Source organism: Pelagirhabdus alkalitolerans, assembly GCF_900096905.1.
Classification (GTDB): Bacteria; Bacillota; Bacilli; order Bacillales; family Amphibacillaceae; genus Pelagirhabdus; species Pelagirhabdus alkalitolerans.
In genome coordinates this window covers 62,256-81,497 of the sequence record NZ_FMYI01000003.1, presented here as the reverse complement: position 1 = coordinate 81,497, position 19,242 = coordinate 62,256, and the positions used below count along the sequence as shown (strand labels likewise).

At 36.0% G+C, this 19,242-nt stretch carries 14 protein-coding genes; 1 reads left to right on the top strand and 13 read right to left on the bottom strand.

Going from position 1 to position 19,242, the window contains the following annotated elements; all coding sequences use genetic code 11:
- Positions 1-6 precede the first annotated feature (6 nt).
- The 6 genes from polA to BLR62_RS04910 all read right to left on the bottom strand — a co-directional run bounded on the left by polA (position 7) and on the right by BLR62_RS04910 (position 7,963).
- Positions 7-2,649, bottom strand: a complete 2,643-nt coding sequence (polA, locus tag BLR62_RS04935) for a DNA polymerase I (RefSeq protein ID WP_090793986.1) — start codon at positions 2,647-2,649, stop codon at positions 7-9.
- 92 nt (positions 2,650-2,741) lie between these two features.
- A complete protein-coding gene (pnpS, locus tag BLR62_RS04930; protein ID WP_245719397.1) occupies positions 2,742-4,112 on the bottom strand; it encodes a two-component system histidine kinase PnpS in 1,371 nt (456 codons plus the stop codon).
- Positions 4,109-4,804, bottom strand: a complete 696-nt coding sequence (locus BLR62_RS04925) for a response regulator transcription factor (RefSeq protein WP_090793983.1) — start codon at positions 4,802-4,804, stop codon at positions 4,109-4,111. The genes pnpS and BLR62_RS04925 overlap by 4 nt, the downstream gene beginning before the upstream one ends.
- A gap of 237 nt (positions 4,805-5,041) precedes the next feature.
- Complete coding sequence (gene icd, locus BLR62_RS04920) at positions 5,042-6,316, bottom strand: NADP-dependent isocitrate dehydrogenase (RefSeq protein ID WP_090793979.1); 1,275 nt, start codon at positions 6,314-6,316, stop codon at positions 5,042-5,044.
- A gap of 42 nt (positions 6,317-6,358) precedes the next feature.
- Positions 6,359-7,474, bottom strand: a complete 1,116-nt coding sequence (gene citZ, locus BLR62_RS04915; RefSeq protein ID WP_090793976.1) for a citrate synthase — start codon at positions 7,472-7,474, stop codon at positions 6,359-6,361.
- A gap of 24 nt (positions 7,475-7,498) precedes the next feature.
- Complete coding sequence (locus BLR62_RS04910; protein WP_090793972.1) at positions 7,499-7,963, bottom strand: DUF441 domain-containing protein; 465 nt, start codon at positions 7,961-7,963, stop codon at positions 7,499-7,501.
- A 129-nt stretch (positions 7,964-8,092) separates the two neighbouring features.
- Between BLR62_RS04910 and BLR62_RS04905 the strand changes: the two genes are divergently transcribed.
- Complete coding sequence (locus BLR62_RS04905; RefSeq protein ID WP_090793969.1) at positions 8,093-9,214, top strand: AI-2E family transporter; 1,122 nt, start codon at positions 8,093-8,095, stop codon at positions 9,212-9,214.
- Here BLR62_RS04905 and BLR62_RS04900 read toward each other — a convergent pair.
- From BLR62_RS04900 to dnaE, 7 genes are all read right to left on the bottom strand, one after another.
- Positions 9,211-9,606 carry an FxsA family protein gene (locus BLR62_RS04900; RefSeq protein ID WP_090793967.1) on the bottom strand — a complete coding sequence of 132 codons (396 nt, stop codon included), beginning with the start codon at positions 9,604-9,606 and terminating at the stop codon, positions 9,211-9,213. The two genes, BLR62_RS04905 and BLR62_RS04900, sit on opposite strands and share 4 nt — an antisense overlap.
- 110 nt (positions 9,607-9,716) lie before the next feature.
- Positions 9,717-11,480: a pyruvate kinase gene (gene pyk / locus BLR62_RS04895; protein ID WP_090793965.1), complete on the bottom strand. Its 1,764-nt coding sequence runs from the start codon at positions 11,478-11,480 to the stop codon at positions 9,717-9,719.
- Between the two features lie 54 nt (positions 11,481-11,534).
- Positions 11,535-12,494, bottom strand: coding sequence for a 6-phosphofructokinase (pfkA, locus tag BLR62_RS04890; protein WP_090794799.1), 960 nt, complete (start codon positions 12,492-12,494; stop codon positions 11,535-11,537).
- Between the two features lie 163 nt (positions 12,495-12,657).
- Positions 12,658-13,608: an acetyl-CoA carboxylase carboxyltransferase subunit alpha gene (locus tag BLR62_RS04885; RefSeq protein ID WP_090793962.1), complete on the bottom strand. Its 951-nt coding sequence runs from the start codon at positions 13,606-13,608 to the stop codon at positions 12,658-12,660.
- Entirely contained in the window at positions 13,605-14,468 is an 864-nt protein-coding gene (gene accD, locus BLR62_RS04880; RefSeq protein ID WP_090793959.1) for an acetyl-CoA carboxylase, carboxyltransferase subunit beta, read from the bottom strand. Before accD ends, BLR62_RS04885 begins: the two co-directional genes overlap by 4 nt.
- A gap of 60 nt (positions 14,469-14,528) precedes the next feature.
- Positions 14,529-15,716, bottom strand: coding sequence for an NAD(P)-dependent malic enzyme (locus BLR62_RS04875; protein ID WP_090793956.1), 1,188 nt, complete (start codon positions 15,714-15,716; stop codon positions 14,529-14,531).
- 197 nt (positions 15,717-15,913) lie between these two features.
- Complete coding sequence (dnaE, locus tag BLR62_RS04870; RefSeq protein WP_090793955.1) at positions 15,914-19,219, bottom strand: DNA polymerase III subunit alpha; 3,306 nt, start codon at positions 19,217-19,219, stop codon at positions 15,914-15,916.
- Between the last annotated feature and the right edge of the window lie 23 nt (positions 19,220-19,242).

Genomic DNA, 19,242 nt, shown 5'->3' with positions numbered 1-19,242 from the left:
ACCTTTCTATTTCGCATCAAACCACGTATGACCATATGCATAATCAACATCAAGTGGCACAGATAATTCCACTGTGTTCGACATAATTTCTGGCACCACTTCTTTCAATTGTTCCAGCTCTTCTTGCGGTGCTTCTAAAATGAGCTCATCGTGTACCTGTAATAAGAGACGTGCTTTAAATTGATGTTCTTTTAAATAATGATCTAAATCAATCATTGCTTTTTTAATAATATCAGCCGCGCTTCCTTGAATAGGTGTATTCATCGCCGTTCGTTCGGCAAAACTTCTTTGATTAAAATTTCGACTCGTAATTTCAGGAAGATAGCGACGTCTTTGCATTAATGTAGTGACATAACCATCCTGTTTTGCTTGATGAACAATATCATCCATATACTCTTTAACACCTGGATAACTATCAAAATACCGATCAATAAATGCCTTTGCTTCTTTTCTTGAAATATTTAAGTTTTGAGATAGACCGTAATCACTAATTCCATATACGATACCAAAGTTAACCGCTTTTGCTTGCCTGCGCATCAGGTCATTTACTTCTTCTGCATCAACATGGAATACATCCATCGCTGTTTGTGTGTGAATATCTCGCTGATCTTTAAAAGCTGCTAAAAGTTTTTCATCTTTGGCTATATGTGCTAAAACACGTAATTCAATTTGAGAATAGTCAGCAGCAAAAATCACCCAATCTTCTTCAGAGGGGATAAATGCTTTGCGAATTTTTTTGCCTTCTTCTAATCGAATCGGAATATTTTGTAGGTTTGGTTCTGTTGAACTTAAACGTCCTGTTTGTGTTAATGCTTGATTAAACATGGTATGGATTTTACCGTCATCATGGATGACTTTTAATAAACCTTCTATATAGGTTGATTGTAATTTTCCGAGCTGACGATACGTCAAAATTTCTGGAATAATTGGGTGTTTATCTTTTAACTTCTCTAAAATATCAGCGGACGTCGAATAGCCTGTTTTTGTTTTTTTAATAACAGGTAATTCTAACTTTTCAAAAAGAATGGGCCCTAACTGTTTCGGAGAATTGAGGTTAAATTCTTCACCTGCCAAGTCATAAATCTTCGCTTCAATTTCTTCTAATCGAACTTTTAGATCTTTTTTCATCTTTTCTAACTGATCTTGATCAACAGAAACACCTGTTGCTTCCATTTCACCCAAAATAACAGACAGCGGTAGTTCTAATTCATATAACAATTCACCTTGCTCATTATCATTTAGCTCCACTTCAATCTGATCTTTTAATGTGTAGAGTGCTTTGGATTTTCGAACGATATGTTCAGCTAATTGATCAACCTCTGGAATTTGACGTTTCTTTCCTTTACCGTAAACTTCTTCATCAAATAAGACGTTAGAATAACCTAATCGTTGACTCATCGCAGGAATATCGTGGTTTGTCTCAGATGGGTTCGTTAAATATGAAGCTAGTAAGGCATCAAACCCTATACCTTTGATGCGTATACCATGTCTTAAAAGAGCAACAGTCAATTTTTTGGCATCAAATGTCCACTTTATTTGTTTCGGGTCTTGAAGCCAATTTTTAAAAACATCAGAAGCTAATGCAATATCCTCTGGAATAAAATAATGCGTTGATTGATCAACCGTAATACCAAATCCGAGTATAGGCGCTGTATGATAGTTTTCTTCAATCATTTCGACCACTAATGAACATGGTGAATTTAAGGTTATATCTCGAACATCTTTAACGTGGTGCACCTCGATCGACTCTAACTCCTCTTTTGGGTCTTGGTCGTCTCCTTCTTCGCCCACTTGATCAAGTAAGGACTTAAAGCCAACTTTTTTGAAAAATTGTTGCAGGGATTGTGGCTCATAGCCGTTGTAAGCTAAATCATCGAGCGTCACTTCAACAGGTGATGTTTGATTAATCGTTACTAATTGTTGAGACATATAGGCCAGCTCTTTATTATCTTTTAGTTTTTCTTTTAGCTTTTTCCCACTAACGTCATCAAGCTGTTCGTAAATGCCATCTAGTGATTTAAATTGATTTAATAATTTAATAGCCGTCTTCTCACCAACACCAGCGACACCTGGAATGTTATCTGAGTTATCTCCCATTAACGCCTTCATGTCAATGATTTGATCCGGATCTAATGTGAACGTTTCACGTAAGAACTCAGGTGTATACACATCAATTTCACTAAGACCTTTCTTCGTAATTTGAACATTCACATTATCTGACACTAATTGCAACATATCTTTATCGCCTGTAATCACTTGAACATCTATATTCTGCTGGGATGCTTTATTCGCTAATGTTCCAATAATATCATCCGCTTCATACTGATCAAGTTCATAATGTTTTACTGAACTTTCATCTAATAGTTCACGAACTAAATTAAATTGTTCTGATAATTCTGGTGGCGTTTTCTGACGTCCACCTTTATATTCTTTGTATGTCTTATGTCTGAATGTTGTTTTACCTGCATCAAACGCAACGAGCACGTGTGTTGGATTTTCATCTTCAAGTACTTTAAGTAACATTTTTGTAAAACCAAAGACGGCATTCGTATAAACTCCTTTATCATTACTTAACAAAGGAAGAGCAAAAAAAGCACGATACAAAATACTATTGCCATCAATTAAAACTAATTTTTGTTTAGATTCCATCTTAATTCTCCTTTTCATCATTACCTAAACACATCTTACCATGTTTTGCAGCGATTTAAAAAAAATAAAACGAGTGTTGAACACTCGTTTTATTAATCAGGAATCGATACCGTAAAGGTGGATCCTTTATTCAATTCACTTTCAACTTCAATAAAGCCACCATGTGCTTCGACAATATGCTTAACAATTGCTAAACCAAGTCCTGTTCCACCTGTCTCTCGGCTTCTCGCCTTATCAACACGATAAAAACGCTCAAAAATTCGATTTTTTAAATCATTTGGAATACCAATACCATTATCTTGTATACTAAGGTTAAACCAGTGATCTTGATTCGTCACATCAATAACAATCTCACCATTTTCTGGAGTGTAGCTAACAGCATTAAACAATAAATTTAAAATAACTTGTTTTAATCGATCGTGATCAACATGAATGGTCACCTTTTTGTCCAATCGACTGATCACCTTAATTTGTTTTTTCTCCGCTATTGGTTCAATTATGGTTAAACAACTATTAATCAATGCGTGTATATCAACAGGCAATCGCGTTAATTGAAAACCTTCCTTTTCTATCTTAGATAACTCTAGTAAATCATCAATTAACGTTTGTAGTCTTGTACTCTCATTATAAATAATTGACAAGAAGTGATGACGTACCGATTGATCTAATTGATCATCTTCTATTAATGTTTCCGCAAAACCTTTGATCGATGTCATTGGTGTTTTTAGCTCATGAGACACATTGGCTACAAAATCTTTTCGCATCTCTTCTACTTTTTTTAAATCAGTAATATCATGAAAAACAAGCACAACGCCTCTAATATCATCACTTTCATTAAAGAATGGTGCACCAACAATTTCAATATAATTCTTATATCCATCTTTTGATACAATGATGGAATCTTTGACAGTTTGTTCATATAAAAACGCTTCTTGCACAACTTGATATACATTCTTTTGCTTCATCACATCATAATAAATTTGATTATGATAACTTGATTCCGTTTTGCCAAATAGATCAACAAATTTTCGATTTACTAAATCAACATAACCTTTAAAATCAATTAACATGATACCACTTTCCATGTTATCAATGACGGTTCTTAACTGACGGGAATGCATTTTTTCCTGCCGATTTAAGCTTTGTAGATGTCTGGCTAAACGGTTAACTGAATAAGCAAGGTGACCCGTATCTTGGTGAAAAGATTCATTTGCATTCACTCGATAATTGCCTTTGACCAGTTCATCGATAATACGATTTGTCATCTGAACAGGTCGTATATAATTTAAGTAGACTTGATAATACAAAACAAGGTGAACAGCAAATGCTCCTAATAAAACAAGCGTCGCAATGACTTGGTCACCAGCCGTTGTCAGTGGCACGATCATAAGGGTCATGATTATAAATAGAATAAAAGTCACGACGCCATATAGAATAAACATTCGATTTGGATGTCGCATCATTTATATGGATCCTCCATTTTATACCCTAAACCTCTTACCGTTTTAATGTAAATCGGCTGTTTCGTGTCGGGTTCGATTTTTTCACGTAAATGACTAACATGTACGTCTACAATACGTGTATCACCGGTAAAATCATAATTCCACACAGAACTTAAAAGCTGATCTCTTGATAATACTTTTCCTTCATGACGTGCTAGATATAGCAAAAGTTCAAATTCTTTTCTCGTAAAACTAAGTTGTTCATCATTAATCGTCGCTTCATACTGCTCTGGATAAATCACAAGCGACCCAACCGTCAACACAACATCTGTTGATTCTTCTTGCTTTCTCGCTCGTCTCATAATGGCTTTAATTCTTGCGACCACTTCTTTAGGACTGAACGGTTTTGTTAAATAATCGTCAGCTCCAAGTTCTAAGCCTAATATTTTATCAATTTCTTCATCTTTAGCTGTTAACATTAAAATGGGCGTATCAACTTTATGCTGTCTAAGTCGTTTGCAAACTTCTGTACCTTCAACACCCGGAAGCATTAAGTCTAATACTATAAAGTCATAGCTCTCTGTTGTCGCCTTTCGGATCGCTTCAATGCCATCGTAGGCCACTTCTGTCTGAAAACCTGCTTTTTGAATCGTGTATTCTAGTAATGTCACAATTGATTCTTCATCATCTACTATTAAAATTTTCTCTGCCATAAATACACGTCCCCCTCTCATCTCTCGTACTTTCATCATACACGTTTGAAAATTGAAAGTGAATTGATCTTATACAATTAATAAGTAAAATTTTGTTTACAATATTAATATTATGTAAATAATCGATAAGATTATGTATACAAAGTCGTTTTGATTAAACATATAAAACCCACCTTTTATAAAAGTAATGGTAATTACATTACATATAAAAGGTGGGTTTTGGTGAATCTATTTTGTTTAAGCGTCCATATTTTCAATTAATGCATCAGCAAATTCGCTTGTCTTAACTTCAGTCGCACCATCCATTAATCGTGCAAAGTCATACGTTACAACTTTAGAACCAATCGTTTTATCCATTGACTTCGTAATGAGATCCGCTGCTTCGTTCCATCCTAAGTGTTCAAGCATTAGAACACCAGAAAGGATAACTGATGAAGGGTTCACTTTATCTAACCCTGCGTATTTTGGAGCTGTACCATGCGTTGCTTCAAAAATGGCATGACCTGTTTCATAGTTGATGTTTGCACCTGGTGCAATTCCAATACCGCCTACTTGTGCTGCAAGGGCATCTGAAACATAGTCACCGTTAAGGTTCATCGTAGCGACAACATCAAACTCTTTCGGGCGCGTTAATATTTGTTGTAAGAAGATATCAGCAATCGCATCTTTTACAATAATTCTACCCGCTTTTTCAGCTTCATCTTGTGCTTTATTCGCCGCGTCACGTCCTTCTTTTTCTACGATCTCATCATACTCTTTCCAAGTAAAGACTTTATCACCATATTCTTTTTCAGCAAGCTCATAGCCCCAATTTTTAAATGCACCTTCAGTAAACTTCATAATATTACCCTTATGGACTAACGTGACACTTTTACGACCTTCTTTGATCGCATAGTCGATCGCTGCTTTTACAATACGTTTAGTTCCTTCTTCAGAAATTGGCTTAACACCAATACCTGACGTTTCAGGGAAGCGAATATTTTTTACATCCATTTCTTTTTCTAAGAAATCAATGACTTTCTTTACCTCGTCTGATCCTTTTTCCCACTCAATTCCTGCATAAATGTCCTCAGTATTTTCTCTAAAGATCACCATATCTGTATCCTCTGGTCGTTTAACAGGAGAAGGAACACCATCAAAATAACGAACAGGTCTGAGGCAAGTAAATAAATCAAGCTTTTGACGTAAGGCAACGTTTAACGAGCGAATACCGCCACCAATTGGTGTTGTTAAAGGCCCCTTAATTGCGATTTTATATTCACGAATAGCTTCCAACGTTTCTTCAGGTAACCACTCACCTGTTTGGTTATAGGCTTTCTCACCAGCCAATACTTCTTTCCAGACAATGCCTTTTTCTCCGCTATAGGCTTTTTTGACAGCCCCTTCTAAAACACGCTTAGCTGCTGCCCAAATATCTGCACCAGTTCCATCACCTTCGATGAACGGTATAATTGCTTCGTTTGGTGTTTGAACAACACCATTTTCAACTGTAATTTTTTGTCCTTTTGACATGTTTATTCCTCCTAAATAATAGTATATATTAAACGCTAACGATTAGCGTTCATGAATGGGTTTGTAAGATTGATCAGTCGGACCTACATATTCAGCTCTCGGTCGGATTAAACGATTATTTCTGTATTGCTCAAGCATATGGGCCACCCATCCTGAGGTTCTGCTCATTGCAAAAATAGGGGTGAAAAGATCATGTTTAATCCCCATACTATGATAAACTGATGCAGAATAAAAATCGACATTTGCTGGTAAACCTTTATGCTCTTTAATATAAGATTCTATTTTTTCACTCATTTGATACCATTTTTCTTGGCCAACTTTACTTGTTAGCTTTTTGGACATGTCCTTTAAATGCTTGGCTCTTGGATCGCCAGATTTATAAACACGATGACCCATGCCCATAATCTTTTCTTTATTGGCTATCTTCTCTTTAATATACGGAATTGCCTGGTCGACTTCTTGAATTTCCATCAACATGTTTATCACTTGTTCATTCGCGCCACCATGTAGAGGGCCTTTTAATGCGCCTATTGCCGATGTCATACCTGAATATAGATCGGATAATGTAGCCACACATACTCTAGATGTGAATGTTGATGCATTTAATTCATGATCAGCATGCAAGACTAAAGCTTTATTAAATGCCTCAGATTCAAGTGGCGTAATATCCGTTCCATTAAGCATATGAAGAAAATTCTCAGCATACGTGTATGTTTTTTTCGGCGTCACGAGTTCTTGGTTCTCTCTTAACCTCGAATACGTTGTTATAATGGCTGCCATTTGACCTTGAAGATAAATTGCACGCTCAAAATTGATCGTTTCGTCTGTATAATTATTTTGTGTATCATATACCCCTAATAATGAAACAGCCGTTCTTAAGACATCCATAGGCGTTGCTTCATTTTTAACCATCATTTCTAGATGGTTAAAAATATCATCTGAAATCGTCATAGCAGAAAACAATTTTTCACTAAATTCAGTTAATTCATCTTGCTTTGGGAGCCGTTTGTGCCACAATAGAAAAACGACCTCTTCAAATAATGCATTCTCTGCTAGATCATCGATTGTGTACCCAACATATGTAAGTTGATCGCCAACAATAGACGAAATATCTGTTTCTGCAACAATCACACCTTCTAAACCTTTCGATGTTGTCATAAAATCTCTCCTTTACCACAAAAATCAAGCAATAAAAAAATCAACGATTTGCATAATCATATATGCAATCCCTGCTCCAATTAACGGTCCAACGGCAACACCTTGGAATAGGACAACCGCTATGATTGTTCCCATTATAAGTGCTGTTGTTAAGTGTGGATCGTTTGCTAATAGATCAAGACCACCTCTTGCAACAATCGCAACAAACATCCCAGATCCTAATGCAATCCAACCATAATAATTTCGAACACTGTCTATAAGTTCTTTAAAACCGATCTCACCTGTTGCAATAGGAATGAGAACAGATAATGTAATGATGGTCACACCAACGGTCATTCCTCGATCTTGTAGAATAGGGAACACTTTATGATCCATGCGTAAAAGTTGAATACCAAACAAAATGTATACCGCTATAATAATCGGCTGATTACGTCCTATTAACCCTAAAATAAATAGAATCAATAAGAACAAACTAGATTGATTAAACATGGGTGTTCTCCTTAATTTAACTTTTCATTGACTGAATCTTATTTTATCATAAATTGTCACGAATAGAAAACTTTGAAACATTTATTTGCACTTTATGTTTAACATGGGATCAACGGAGGCGCTTTTTTAATGCTATCTTCTAAACAACGTATCATAGCTCGTTTACTTTTAAGCATTATCATATGTTTTGGCATCTATTATGGGTTTTTATTTACTTATCATTACCTCATGCCGTTTGTTTTTGTTATTTTATTAAGTTCTTTATTACAAAAGCCAATTACGATCATCATGCGTATGACACAGCTCAATCGTCTGTGGGCAAGTTTACTAAGCATAGTAGGCTCTCTTCTATGCGCTGGCATTTTGCTTAGACAAGTCGGTTTTTTTATTCTCTCTCAATTACATCAATTAGTAGAGATTTCACCACAATCCATTAACCAAACCTTTAAAGTAACCTTTCAACACATAAAATCACTCACAAGTAGATTAGAACAAGGCCTCAATGTGTCTTTAGACAAATTACAGTTAACCCATTATTTTAGTGATGACATCACACAAAACATTTCTAATACAATTCAAAACGGCATTAAAGATATATTTTCAACATTATTTTTAACTTTAGCAGACGGGATCATTTCGATTTTACAATTAACATCGACAACGCTCATTGTTATAATTTTGACTTTTTTACTATGTAAAGATTGGCACTTTGTCATGCGTTCTATAAATAAACCTAGTCTAAGCCCATTAATTCAAACGATAGAATCATTGGTGTTACCATTCAAACAAACCTTGTTTGCATATATAAAAACACAATGTCTGATTTCTTGTGTTACGACCTGCATCCTACTCGTTGGATTTCTATTTATAACAGCCGAATATGCATTTGTTCTCGCTATTATACTGGGGTTTTTTGATTGGATTCCCTTTATTGGGGTCGGGATTTTAATATGGCCTTGGATTGTCTACGCAGCACTTAGTGGACACTATCAAGTTGTGATAATTCTTGCCTGCATGTATACGACAGTTTTACTTAGTCACCACATTCTTGAACCACATTTAATGGCGAAATCAATGAATTTAAAACCTCTATTTCTTATTTCAATCGGTTTTTTTTCCTACCGATTATTTGATGTTTGGGGCATCTTATTAACACCACTATTTATTATTCTAATTCAAACCATTCGTTTATCACAAATTGATAAACAAATCGTTAATTATGTTAAGTACGGCTATAACCCTAAAAATTAAAATCGTCTATAGATCATAACACTTTGATTGGCAATCATTTGTTGAATAAGTGTTTTTAGTGCATTTTTTAATGGGGTACGCGTGAAAGGAATTAACAATAAAAAACCGATCGCATCTGTAATAAACCCAGGAGTTAAAAGAACAATCCCCCCTATTAATATACATATACCGTCAAATATAGCCTCTTTAGGTAGTTGTTGATATTGCATATCAGATTGAGCCTTTCTAAGTGTTTGAACCCCTTGTTGTTTAGCTAATGTAGCACCTACGAATCCCGTCAAAACAATAAAACCGATAACAGACCAAGCACCAATACGACCGCCTGCCCAAATAAACACGCCAATCTCCAAAGCTGGCATGATAATTAGTAATAGAAAAATCCATTTAAACATGTAAGCACGTCCTTTAAAATTTTGCTTTCATAAACCTTTCTTTTTCCATAAAAAAAGAAGGAGTTTTGAACTCCTTCTTTATTATAACAAATAGAACTTATATTGTCTTTTTATAAGATGCTCGCACGACCTGCGTAGATATCACCTTTTTTAGCATCCATTGTTACTTCTTTACCTTCTTCCATAACATTCATGGCATCACTAACGCCTACAATAACAGGAATCGAAAGGTCAAGTCCTACAACAGCAGCATGTGATGTAAGTCCACCTTCAATCGTTACAACACCGCTTACTTTTTCAAGTGCAGGCATCATATCTTTATCGGTTCCTTGTGTAACAAGAACATCACCAGTTTTAACTTTTTCATTCGCTTCATCAGCATTGTTAGCAAATACAACGCGTCCAATTGTACTTCCTTTACCTACGCCTTGACCACTTGTTAAAACATCGCCAATAATGTGAACTTTCATCATATTCGTTGTACCTCTTTCACCAACAGGTACACCAGCAGTGATAATTACACGATCGCCTCTTTGGAAGCAGTTTGTTGCAAGTCCACGATCAATAGCCAAGTCAAGCACTTCATCTGTTGTGTAAGCAAACTCACCAACTATCGCATGTACACCCCATACTAATGCAAGGCGACGGCTTACTTTTTCTTCAAACGTAACCGCAATAATAGGGGCTTTAGGGCGATACTTAGAAATCATACGTGCTGTATGTCCACTTACTGTCGGCGTTAAAATGGCATCGACATCTAAGTTCATCGCTGTATGATTGACTGACTGACTAATTGCATCGGTCATTGTCATTTCACTTGTTTTTGTACGTAGATTCAAGATTGATTTATGATCTAACACACTCTCAGCTTTAAGTGCGATATTGCTCATCGTTTGTACAGATTCAATTGGGTAATCACCTGCAGCTGTTTCACCTGAAAGCATAATCGCATCTGTACCATCAAAGATAGCATTGGCAACGTCAGAAGCTTCAGCACGTGTTGGACGAGGATTACGTTGCATAGAATCTAACATTTGAGTTGCTGTAATAACAGGCTTACCTGCTGTATTACATTTTTTAATCATTTCTTTTTGAACGACTGGTACATCTTCAGGTGGAATTTCTACACCTAAGTCACCACGTGCAACCATTAAGCCATCTGCAACTTGCAGAATAGCATCTAAATTATCGACACCTTCTTGGTTTTCGATTTTAGGTATAATGTTAATGTCTTTACCACCATTATCGTCTAAATGTTCACGAATTGATAGAACGTCTGCTGCACGACGAATAAATGAAGCAGCAACAAAATCGACACCCTGTTCGATACCAAATAGAATATCTTTAGCATCTTTATCTGTCATACCTGGCAAGTTAACACTTACGTTAGGTACGTTTACACCTTTTTTATTCTTAAGAATTCCAGAGTTTAATGCTTTTGTTTTTAATTCTTTTTCACTTTCTAAAATCTCAACAACTTCTAGCTCAATTAAGCCATCATCTAATAAGATTTTAGAACCTACATGAACATCTTCAATTAATTGCGGATAGGTAACAGCAAATTTTTCAGTTGTTCCAAGTACCGTTTCATCCATTGTGACATTGATATGTTGACCTTTTACAATGTCGACTTGACCATCTTTCATCGTACCTGTACGGATTTCAGGCCCTTTCGTATCTAATAAAATCGCAACTGTTTTACCTGCTTTTTTAGCAGCTTCACGAATATTTTTAATACGTTGGCCATGTTCTTCAAAGTCACCGTGTGAGAAATTTAGACGTGCAACATTCATACCCGCCTCAATCAATCCTGTTAGTTTTTCTGTTGATTCTGATGCAGGACCAATCGTAGAAACAATCTTAGTTCTTCTCATTTGTTCATTTCCTCCTTCATAATTAAACACCTTCATACAAAATTATATTTGTATTTATATAGATAACTCACTCATCAGCTGATATAACTTCATGTCTAATTCATGTGGTTTGTTTAATATATCAACAATATCATGGTGGACGAGTTCGTTATTTTGAATACCTACCATTTTACCAGCTTCACCTTTTCGTAATAAATCGACAGCTTTGCCAGCTAGACGACTTGCTAATACGCGGTCAAATCCCGTTGGACGACCTCCACGCTGAATGTGACCTAGAACAGTAACGCGTGTTTCTAAACTGGTTTCTTCTTCAATACGTTTACCATAATCAATACCACTACCTACACCTTCAGCTAGCATAATAATACTATGCTTTTTGCCGCGGTTATGACCTCGCTTTAATCGTTCGACTACACTGTCAAACGGCTCGTCTCTTTCGGGAATAATGACACTTTCAGCACCATTTGCAAGACCTGCCCAAAGCGCTAAGTCCCCAGCGTCACGCCCCATCACTTCAATGACGTATGTACGTTCATGAGAAGTTGCTGTATCTCTGATTTTGTCTACTGATTCTATGATCGTATTCAATGCTGTATCAAAACCAATTGTGAAATCTGTTCCTGGAATATCGTTATCAATCGTTCCTGGAACGCCAATACATGGATAACCTTTAGCAGTTAATTTAGATGCACCTTGGAAAGACCCATCGCCACCTATAACGATTAATCCTTCAATACCAAACTTTTTAAGTTGTTCAATACCTTGGTTTTGACCGGCATCTGTTTTAAACTCTTCACAACGTGCTGAGTAAAGCATGGTTCCACCTCGTTGGATCATGTCTCCAACCGTACCAAGCTCCATCTTCTCAATTTTGCCATCCATTAAGCCTTGAAATCCATTATAGATACCATAAACTTCAATATCGTGATAAATACCTTTTCTCACAACAGCTCGAATGGCTGCGTTCATACCTGGGGCATCGCCACCACTTGTTAATACACCTATTTTCTTCATTTCATTCACCTCAATCAAAATGTTTCCTAACCAAATCATTATAACACAAATACACCCGAAATGAATTTCAATTAAGATTATACATGAAAGCGCACAAAATCTCACCCCTAAATCGATAATTTTAGGGGTGAAATTCTAAAGTTATAGTGTTTTTTATGCGAGATTAAGTACAATCACCAATTCGTTTGTATTTTTCCCATTTCCCGTCAATAATCTCTTCTTTAGATAATTCGTTAAGACGATCTAAAGACTTTTCAATATAGACATCTAGGTGTGCGGCTTGCATTTTCAAATCATGATGTGCGCCACCTCTTGGTTCAGGTATAATGCCATCAATAATACCGAGTTTTTCTAAATCTTTAGACGTTATCTTTAAGGATTTAGCTGCATCTTTAGCTTTAGCTGAATCTTTCCATAAAATGCTTGCAGCACCCTCTGGTGAGATGACAGAATAAGTTGAATTCTCTAGCATTAATATATGATTGGTTAAGCCGATACCAAGTGCACCACCACTTCCACCTTCACCAATTACGATTGATACAGATGGAACACTTAGACGCGCCATTTCTTTTAAATTACGTGCAATAGCCTCTCCTTGCCCTCGCTCTTCTGCACCTTTACCAGGGTGTGCGCCTTTTGTATCGATAAACGTTATAATAGGACGATTAAATTTTTCTGCTAATTGCATCTGACGCAAAGCTTTTCGATACCCTTCAGGATGCGGGCTTGCAAAATTACGATATAAGTTATCTTTTGTATTTTTACCACGTTGTTGAGCCACTATTGTCACAGGAGTATTTTTATATAAAGCAATTCCTGAAACAATCGCTGGATCATCTCTGAATTGACGATCACCATGCAGTTCAATGAAATCCTCAAACAAATAATCAATATAATCAAGCGCTGTTGGACGTTCTGGGTGTCTTGCAATTTGCACACGATCCCACGTCTTAAGTTGACCATATATGTCATCTTCTAGTTTTTTTAACCGTGTTTCTAACTTTTGAATATCGGATGATAAATCAATGTCACTTGCGTTAGCCATTTCTTTTAGTTCATCAATCTTAGCTTTCAAATCATAGACAGGCTTTTCAAACTCAAGGATATGCTTCATGACTCATCACTCCTTACACGGTGCATTTTTAATACTTTTGTTAATAATTCTTTTAATTCTAATCGATGTACAACTCGATCAACTTGCCCGTGTTCTAATTGAAATTCCGCTGTTTGAAAGGATTGAGGTAATTTTTCACGAATTGTCTGTTCAATAATGCGACGTCCAGCAAAACCGATAAGTGCTTGAGGCTCTGCAAAATGATAATCACCTATGGATGCAAAACTTGCCGTTACACCGCCAGTCGTTGGGTTCGTCATGACATTAATTAAACAACCGCCACTTCGATCAAATCGTTCAATTGCAATCGATGTTTTAGCCATTTGCATTAAACTGATCATGCCTTCTTGCATTCTAGCACCACCTGAGGCAGTGAAAATAATCACGGGCAGTTTCTTTTTTCTAGCGATTTCTAACGTTCGTGCTATTTTTTCTCCTACAACTGCTCCCATACTTGCCATTCTAAATCGCGGATCCATAACCACAATAGCAACTGGTAATTCTTCGATTGCAGCCTCACCTATAACAACAGCATCTTTTAAACCTGTCTTTTCTTGATCTTTCTTCAGCTTCTCATCATAATCTGGGAAATCTAATGGGTTTGTCGTTTCAACATCTTGATCCCACTCTTTAAAACTACCTTCATCTACAAGGCTCTCAATACGTTCAAAAGCTGTCATTTTGTGATGGAGCTCACAGGACGGACAAACATTTAAATGTTTTTTCCATTCTTTTTCATAATATATTTTAGCGCACCCTTCACACTTGATGACGAGCCCTTCTGGAATGTCTTGTTTTGCTTTTTCTGTCGGTATCGCTGCATATTTTTTCTTTTTAGTAAAAATCTTTTTCAATTGCATCGACTTTCCCCCTCTTTGACTCCAATCCTACTACCCTACATGTGAAATATGCTGATTCACTTATCTTGTCCGAGCTACTCCTGTTTTAACCGCCATATCAGAAACAGCTTGTGCAACAGCTTCACTAACTCGCTTATCAAAAGGATTTGGAATGACATAATCAGATGTAAGTTCAGAGCGGCTAATTAAATTAGCAATCGCATGTACAGCGGCTGTTTTCATTTCTTCATTAATTTCAGAAGCAAACACCGATAATGCACCTTTGAATATACCTGGAAATGCCAAGACATTATTTACTTGATTAGGATAATCTGAACGACCTGTCCCTATGACTTTAGCGCCTGCTTGAATAGCTTTTTCTGGTCGAATTTCTGGATCAGGATTTGCCATCGCAAAAATAATTGGATCTGTTGCCATCGATTTAACCATTTCTTCATCAACTAAATCAGCCAAAGAAACACCTATAAACACATCAGAATCTTTTATGACAGATCGCAAGTCACCTTTTAACCTATCTTTATTCGTATACGAAGCAATCTCGTCTTTAATCTTATTCATACCTTCATTTCGGCCTTCATAAATAGCACCTTTTGAATCACATAAAATCATGTCAGACACACCAAATGCTCTTAAAAGTTTGACAATTGCAACACCTGCTGCCCCAGCCCCATTAATTACAACACGAATCGAGCTAAACTCTTTTTCAGTTAGCTTTAATGCATTGACTAATCCAGCCAATGTCACAATAGCCGTTCCATGTTGATCATCGTGAAAGATTGGAATATCTAATGTTTTTTTTAATTCCTCTTCAATATAAAAGCAATGAGGTGCTTTTATGTCTTCTAAATTAATACCACCAAAAGTAGGCGCCATTTGTGTAACTGCTTGAATAACTTCATCTGGGTCTTGTGTATTTAAACAAATTGGGAATGCATCAACGTCTGCAAAGTTTTTAAACAAAACTGCTTTTCCTTCCATAACTGGAAGTGCTGCTTGCGCACCAATATTGCCTAAACCTAATACAGCCGATCCATCCGTTACAACACCTACCATAGAACTTTTCATTGTATATTTATAAGCGAGATCTTCATTCTTTTCTATCTCTCGGCATGGTTCTGCTACTCCTGGAGAATAAACTAAACTTAAATCTTCTTCATTCTCAACCGCCATTTTGGCTTTAACTGTTAATTTTCCTTGATGCTGTTCATGTAATAATAAAGCATTTTCTTTAAGATTTGACACAACCATCATACCCTTCTATCAGTCTTATATCAGAAACCATACACATAATTAACTTCTCTATTATATCAAATTAGCACCTGGTGTAAATATCTCCATTTTATTTTTTTAATTGACTGTCTATTCAGATAAATTATACTAATTAAAAAAATCAAATAACCATTTCTTAAAAAAGACATGATTATTTGATAATGCTTCATGAATATTTAATTGTTTTTCGCTTTTTTTAATACAACATTGCGATCGTTAAAAATCGCCTTTAATGACTGAATGGCTTTATAATGTGGGTCTATAAAGTATGATTCAGACAACTTATAAGTTCTCTGGTTATCTTCTTTGTAAAGGTAAATAGGAATCGAACCCGGGAACCTGTCAACAATATGTTGTATTTTTAGTAATGCTTCATCCATATCATAGCCATTCTGCATTTTAATGAACAACCGCTCTTTCTCTTCTTCTTGAACAGACAATTGTTCCATATCGATTGGCTCAATCGCACGTACAATAATCTGATCTTTATTTTGTCGCGTTTCTTTTGTTCCTTCTATTTTGACAAATTGCTCTTCTTTTAACCATGCTCTGCAATCACGATAAACATCAGGGAATAAAACAGAGTCAAATTCATCTGTTTCGTCAGTTAATAGAACAAAAGCCATTGATTCGCCTCGTTTCGTTCTGATCTGTCGAATGGATTGGACGCCTGCCAAGAGATGAACCTTTGATTTATCAGGCTGATCTTTCAAATGATAAAGGTCAATAAACCCTTTTGAACGAATGATGTGACGATTAACACCTAATGGATGATGCGAAACGTACATGCCTAACAATTCTTTTTCATTTAATAATTTTTGCATTTGCGAAAATGGTTCAACATCCTGATAACGAACATCCAATTGGAGGACGTCACTCAATAAGCTTCCTTCGCCATGATCATCACCAAATAATTCACCTTGTTCCATCGCATGATCAATTGTTGCTAATAAGCTTGCACGTTCAACGTTAAATAAATCAAATGCACCAGATAGCACTAATAGTTCAATCGACTGTCGATTAACAATGTTAAGTGAAACCCTTAAGCAAAAATCGAATAAACTTTGGTAAGGACCATCAGATCTTTTTTTCAACACTTCTTGTATAACCGGATAACTTAAACCTTTGATCGATAACAACCCGAGTCTTATATTGCCTTTTTCGGGTTGATCTTTTGCAAAGCTACGATTGATATCCGGTTTTAAAAGCTCAATTCCTTTTCTTTTCGCTTCTTTTATCAATTGATTCCGTTTCCCCGCTTGACCAACAGTTGTGTTTAAAAGTTCTGTATAAAAGTAAACAGGGTAGTTCGCTTTAAAATAGGCGAGCTGGAAACTAATCATACTATAAGCAACGGCATGAGAACGGTTAAACCCATAATCTGCGAAACGTTCAATCCAAGCAAATAGTTCATTTGCTAACGTCTCTTGATAACCATTTTCCAAACATCCTTCAACAAATTGGAGTTTGGCATGGTCGATATCTTCTTTTTTCTTCTTACTAATCGCTCGCCTTAAAAGATCTGCTTGTGCATAGCTAAACCCGGCAAACAGATTGGCCAACTGCATAATCTGTTCTTGATAAATCAATACACCGTATGTTTTTGAAATAATAGGCTTTAAGTCATCATGTAAATACTCGGTTGTCTCTTCATTATGTTTACGCTTAATATAAGTATCAATAAATGCCATAGGTCCCGGTCTATATAATGCGTTGACAGCCACGACATCCTCAAACTGACTCGGTTTTAACTGTTTCAGTACATTTTGCATACCCTCTGACTCTAATTGAAACACCCCGACCGTATCTCCGAGGGCTAAAGCTTTTAATGTTAATGGATCGGATAAGGAAATCGAATTTAAATCAATTTTTTTTGGCTCGAATCGATTGATCATTTTCATAATGTTCTCAATCGTTGTCAAATTACGCAAACCTAAAAAGTCCATTTTCAATAGACCTAATTGTTCTAAGTCCTCCATCGGATACTGTGTTAAGTAGGCATCACTTGAATCGAGCGTCAATGGAACATGATCAACGAGTGGTTCATCGTGCATGACGATACCGGCTGCATGAGTTGATAAGTTTCTAGGTAACCCCTCTAAAAGACGTGCAATTTTAAAAAAGCGCTGTAAATTTTGATTGTTTTTTATATAGTCTAGTAAAGATGTCGAGCGTTTAACGCCTTCCACAATAGAAGTGCTTGAATCAGATGGCATCTCTTTTAAAATAAACTGTAAATCTCCATCATTTAAATCAAATGCTTTGGCTAACTCTCGTATAATCGAACGCGCTTTGAAAGTTGAAAACGTACCAATTTGTGCGACGTAGTCCTCACCATATTTATCTTTTACATACTCAATCACTTCATGACGTCTATAATCAAGAAAGTCAATATCGATATCTGGCATTGACACACGTTCCGGATTCAAAAATCGTTCAAACAACAAATCGTACTCAATCGGATCGACCTCTGTTATATTGAGCAAATAGGCAACTAACGAACCAGCAGCAGAACCTCGACCTGGTCCTACTAATATATTCTGTTCTTTTGCATAACGTACAAAATCCCAAACGATTAAGAAATAATCGCTGAAGCCCATATTATGAATGATTGACAGTTCATGGTCTAAACGTTTTTTAGCGATCGAATAATTTTGATTTGAGTAATAATCCTCCAAAGACAGGTAAGTTAACTCCTTCAAATAGTCAATCGCTGATTGATTAGAATCAATTGGAAAACGTGGAAGCATCTGTTGATCAAAATCAAACGTCACTTTACATTCATCTGCTAATTCCTTTGAACGTTCAATTAATTCAGGGTAATTATGAAAAAACGTTTCAGCTTCTCCTTGTGTAAATAAATAATGTCTCTTTTCATCTATTTCAGTTTGTTCACTTTCCATTTTCAAAAGATAACGATAAGCATCATAATCATCATTATCTAGCATGACAACACGTCCAATTGCTACTAAGTGATCACGATAATTAGAAAGAGCATCTATATGATCTAAATCGAATCTTGAAACCCCAATCTTCGTATGATCTGGCCATTGTTCTATAAAAGATACTAAACCTTGATCATCGCTTGCGTGCACAAATTGAGAAATTTGAGTTGAATGAAAAGGCAATATTATCACACAGTTATTAGCATGTGATAAAAGAAAATCCAATGGAATAAGCTCTTTTTGATTTTTTGTACTTAGCTTAAGTAGATTTTGGTATCCTTCGTTATTCTTAGCTAACATTATAATTCTTTGCTCGCGATCAAATCCGTCTACTGTTAGTTCAATACCAATAATGGGTTTAATCGATGCCTGTTTACACGCTTTATAAAATTGAATTGCTCCATGTAAATTTTTAGCGTCTGTGATGGCAAGAGATTCCATCCCGTCTTCTTTTGCCTTCTTAATTAACTCTGGTATTTTGATCGTACTTTTCATAAATGAATAACCAGTCTTTATATCTAAATGAACAAATGCCATATTCAACCCTCATTTCTATTAAG

Bases quoted from the DNA above. Each gene is read 5' to 3' on its own strand.
- polA (WP_090793986.1), bottom strand. From the start codon at position 2,649: ATGGAATCTAAACAAAAATTAGTTTTAATTGATGGCAATAGTATTTTG.
- pnpS (WP_245719397.1), bottom strand. From the start codon at position 4,112: ATGATGCGACATCCAAATCGAATGTTTATTCTATATGGCGTCGTGACT.
- BLR62_RS04925 (WP_090793983.1), bottom strand. From the start codon at position 4,804: ATGGCAGAGAAAATTTTAATAGTAGATGATGAAGAATCAATTGTGACA.
- icd (WP_090793979.1), bottom strand. From the start codon at position 6,316: ATGTCAAAAGGACAAAAAATTACAGTTGAAAATGGTGTTGTTCAAACA.
- citZ (WP_090793976.1), bottom strand. From the start codon at position 7,474: ATGACAACATCGAAAGGTTTAGAAGGTGTGATTGTTGCAGAAACAGAT.
- BLR62_RS04910 (WP_090793972.1), bottom strand. From the start codon at position 7,963: ATGTTTAATCAATCTAGTTTGTTCTTATTGATTCTATTTATTTTAGGG.
- BLR62_RS04905 (WP_090793969.1), top strand. From the start codon at position 8,093: ATGCTATCTTCTAAACAACGTATCATAGCTCGTTTACTTTTAAGCATT.
- BLR62_RS04900 (WP_090793967.1), bottom strand. From the start codon at position 9,606: ATGTTTAAATGGATTTTTCTATTACTAATTATCATGCCAGCTTTGGAG.
- pyk (WP_090793965.1), bottom strand. From the start codon at position 11,480: ATGAGAAGAACTAAGATTGTTTCTACGATTGGTCCTGCATCAGAATCA.
- pfkA (WP_090794799.1), bottom strand. From the start codon at position 12,494: ATGAAGAAAATAGGTGTATTAACAAGTGGTGGCGATGCCCCAGGTATG.
- BLR62_RS04885 (WP_090793962.1), bottom strand. From the start codon at position 13,608: ATGAAGCATATCCTTGAGTTTGAAAAGCCTGTCTATGATTTGAAAGCT.
- accD (WP_090793959.1), bottom strand. From the start codon at position 14,468: ATGCAATTGAAAAAGATTTTTACTAAAAAGAAAAAATATGCAGCGATA.
- BLR62_RS04875 (WP_090793956.1), bottom strand. From the start codon at position 15,716: ATGGTTGTGTCAAATCTTAAAGAAAATGCTTTATTATTACATGAACAG.
- dnaE (WP_090793955.1), bottom strand. From the start codon at position 19,219: ATGGCATTTGTTCATTTAGATATAAAGACTGGTTATTCATTTATGAAA.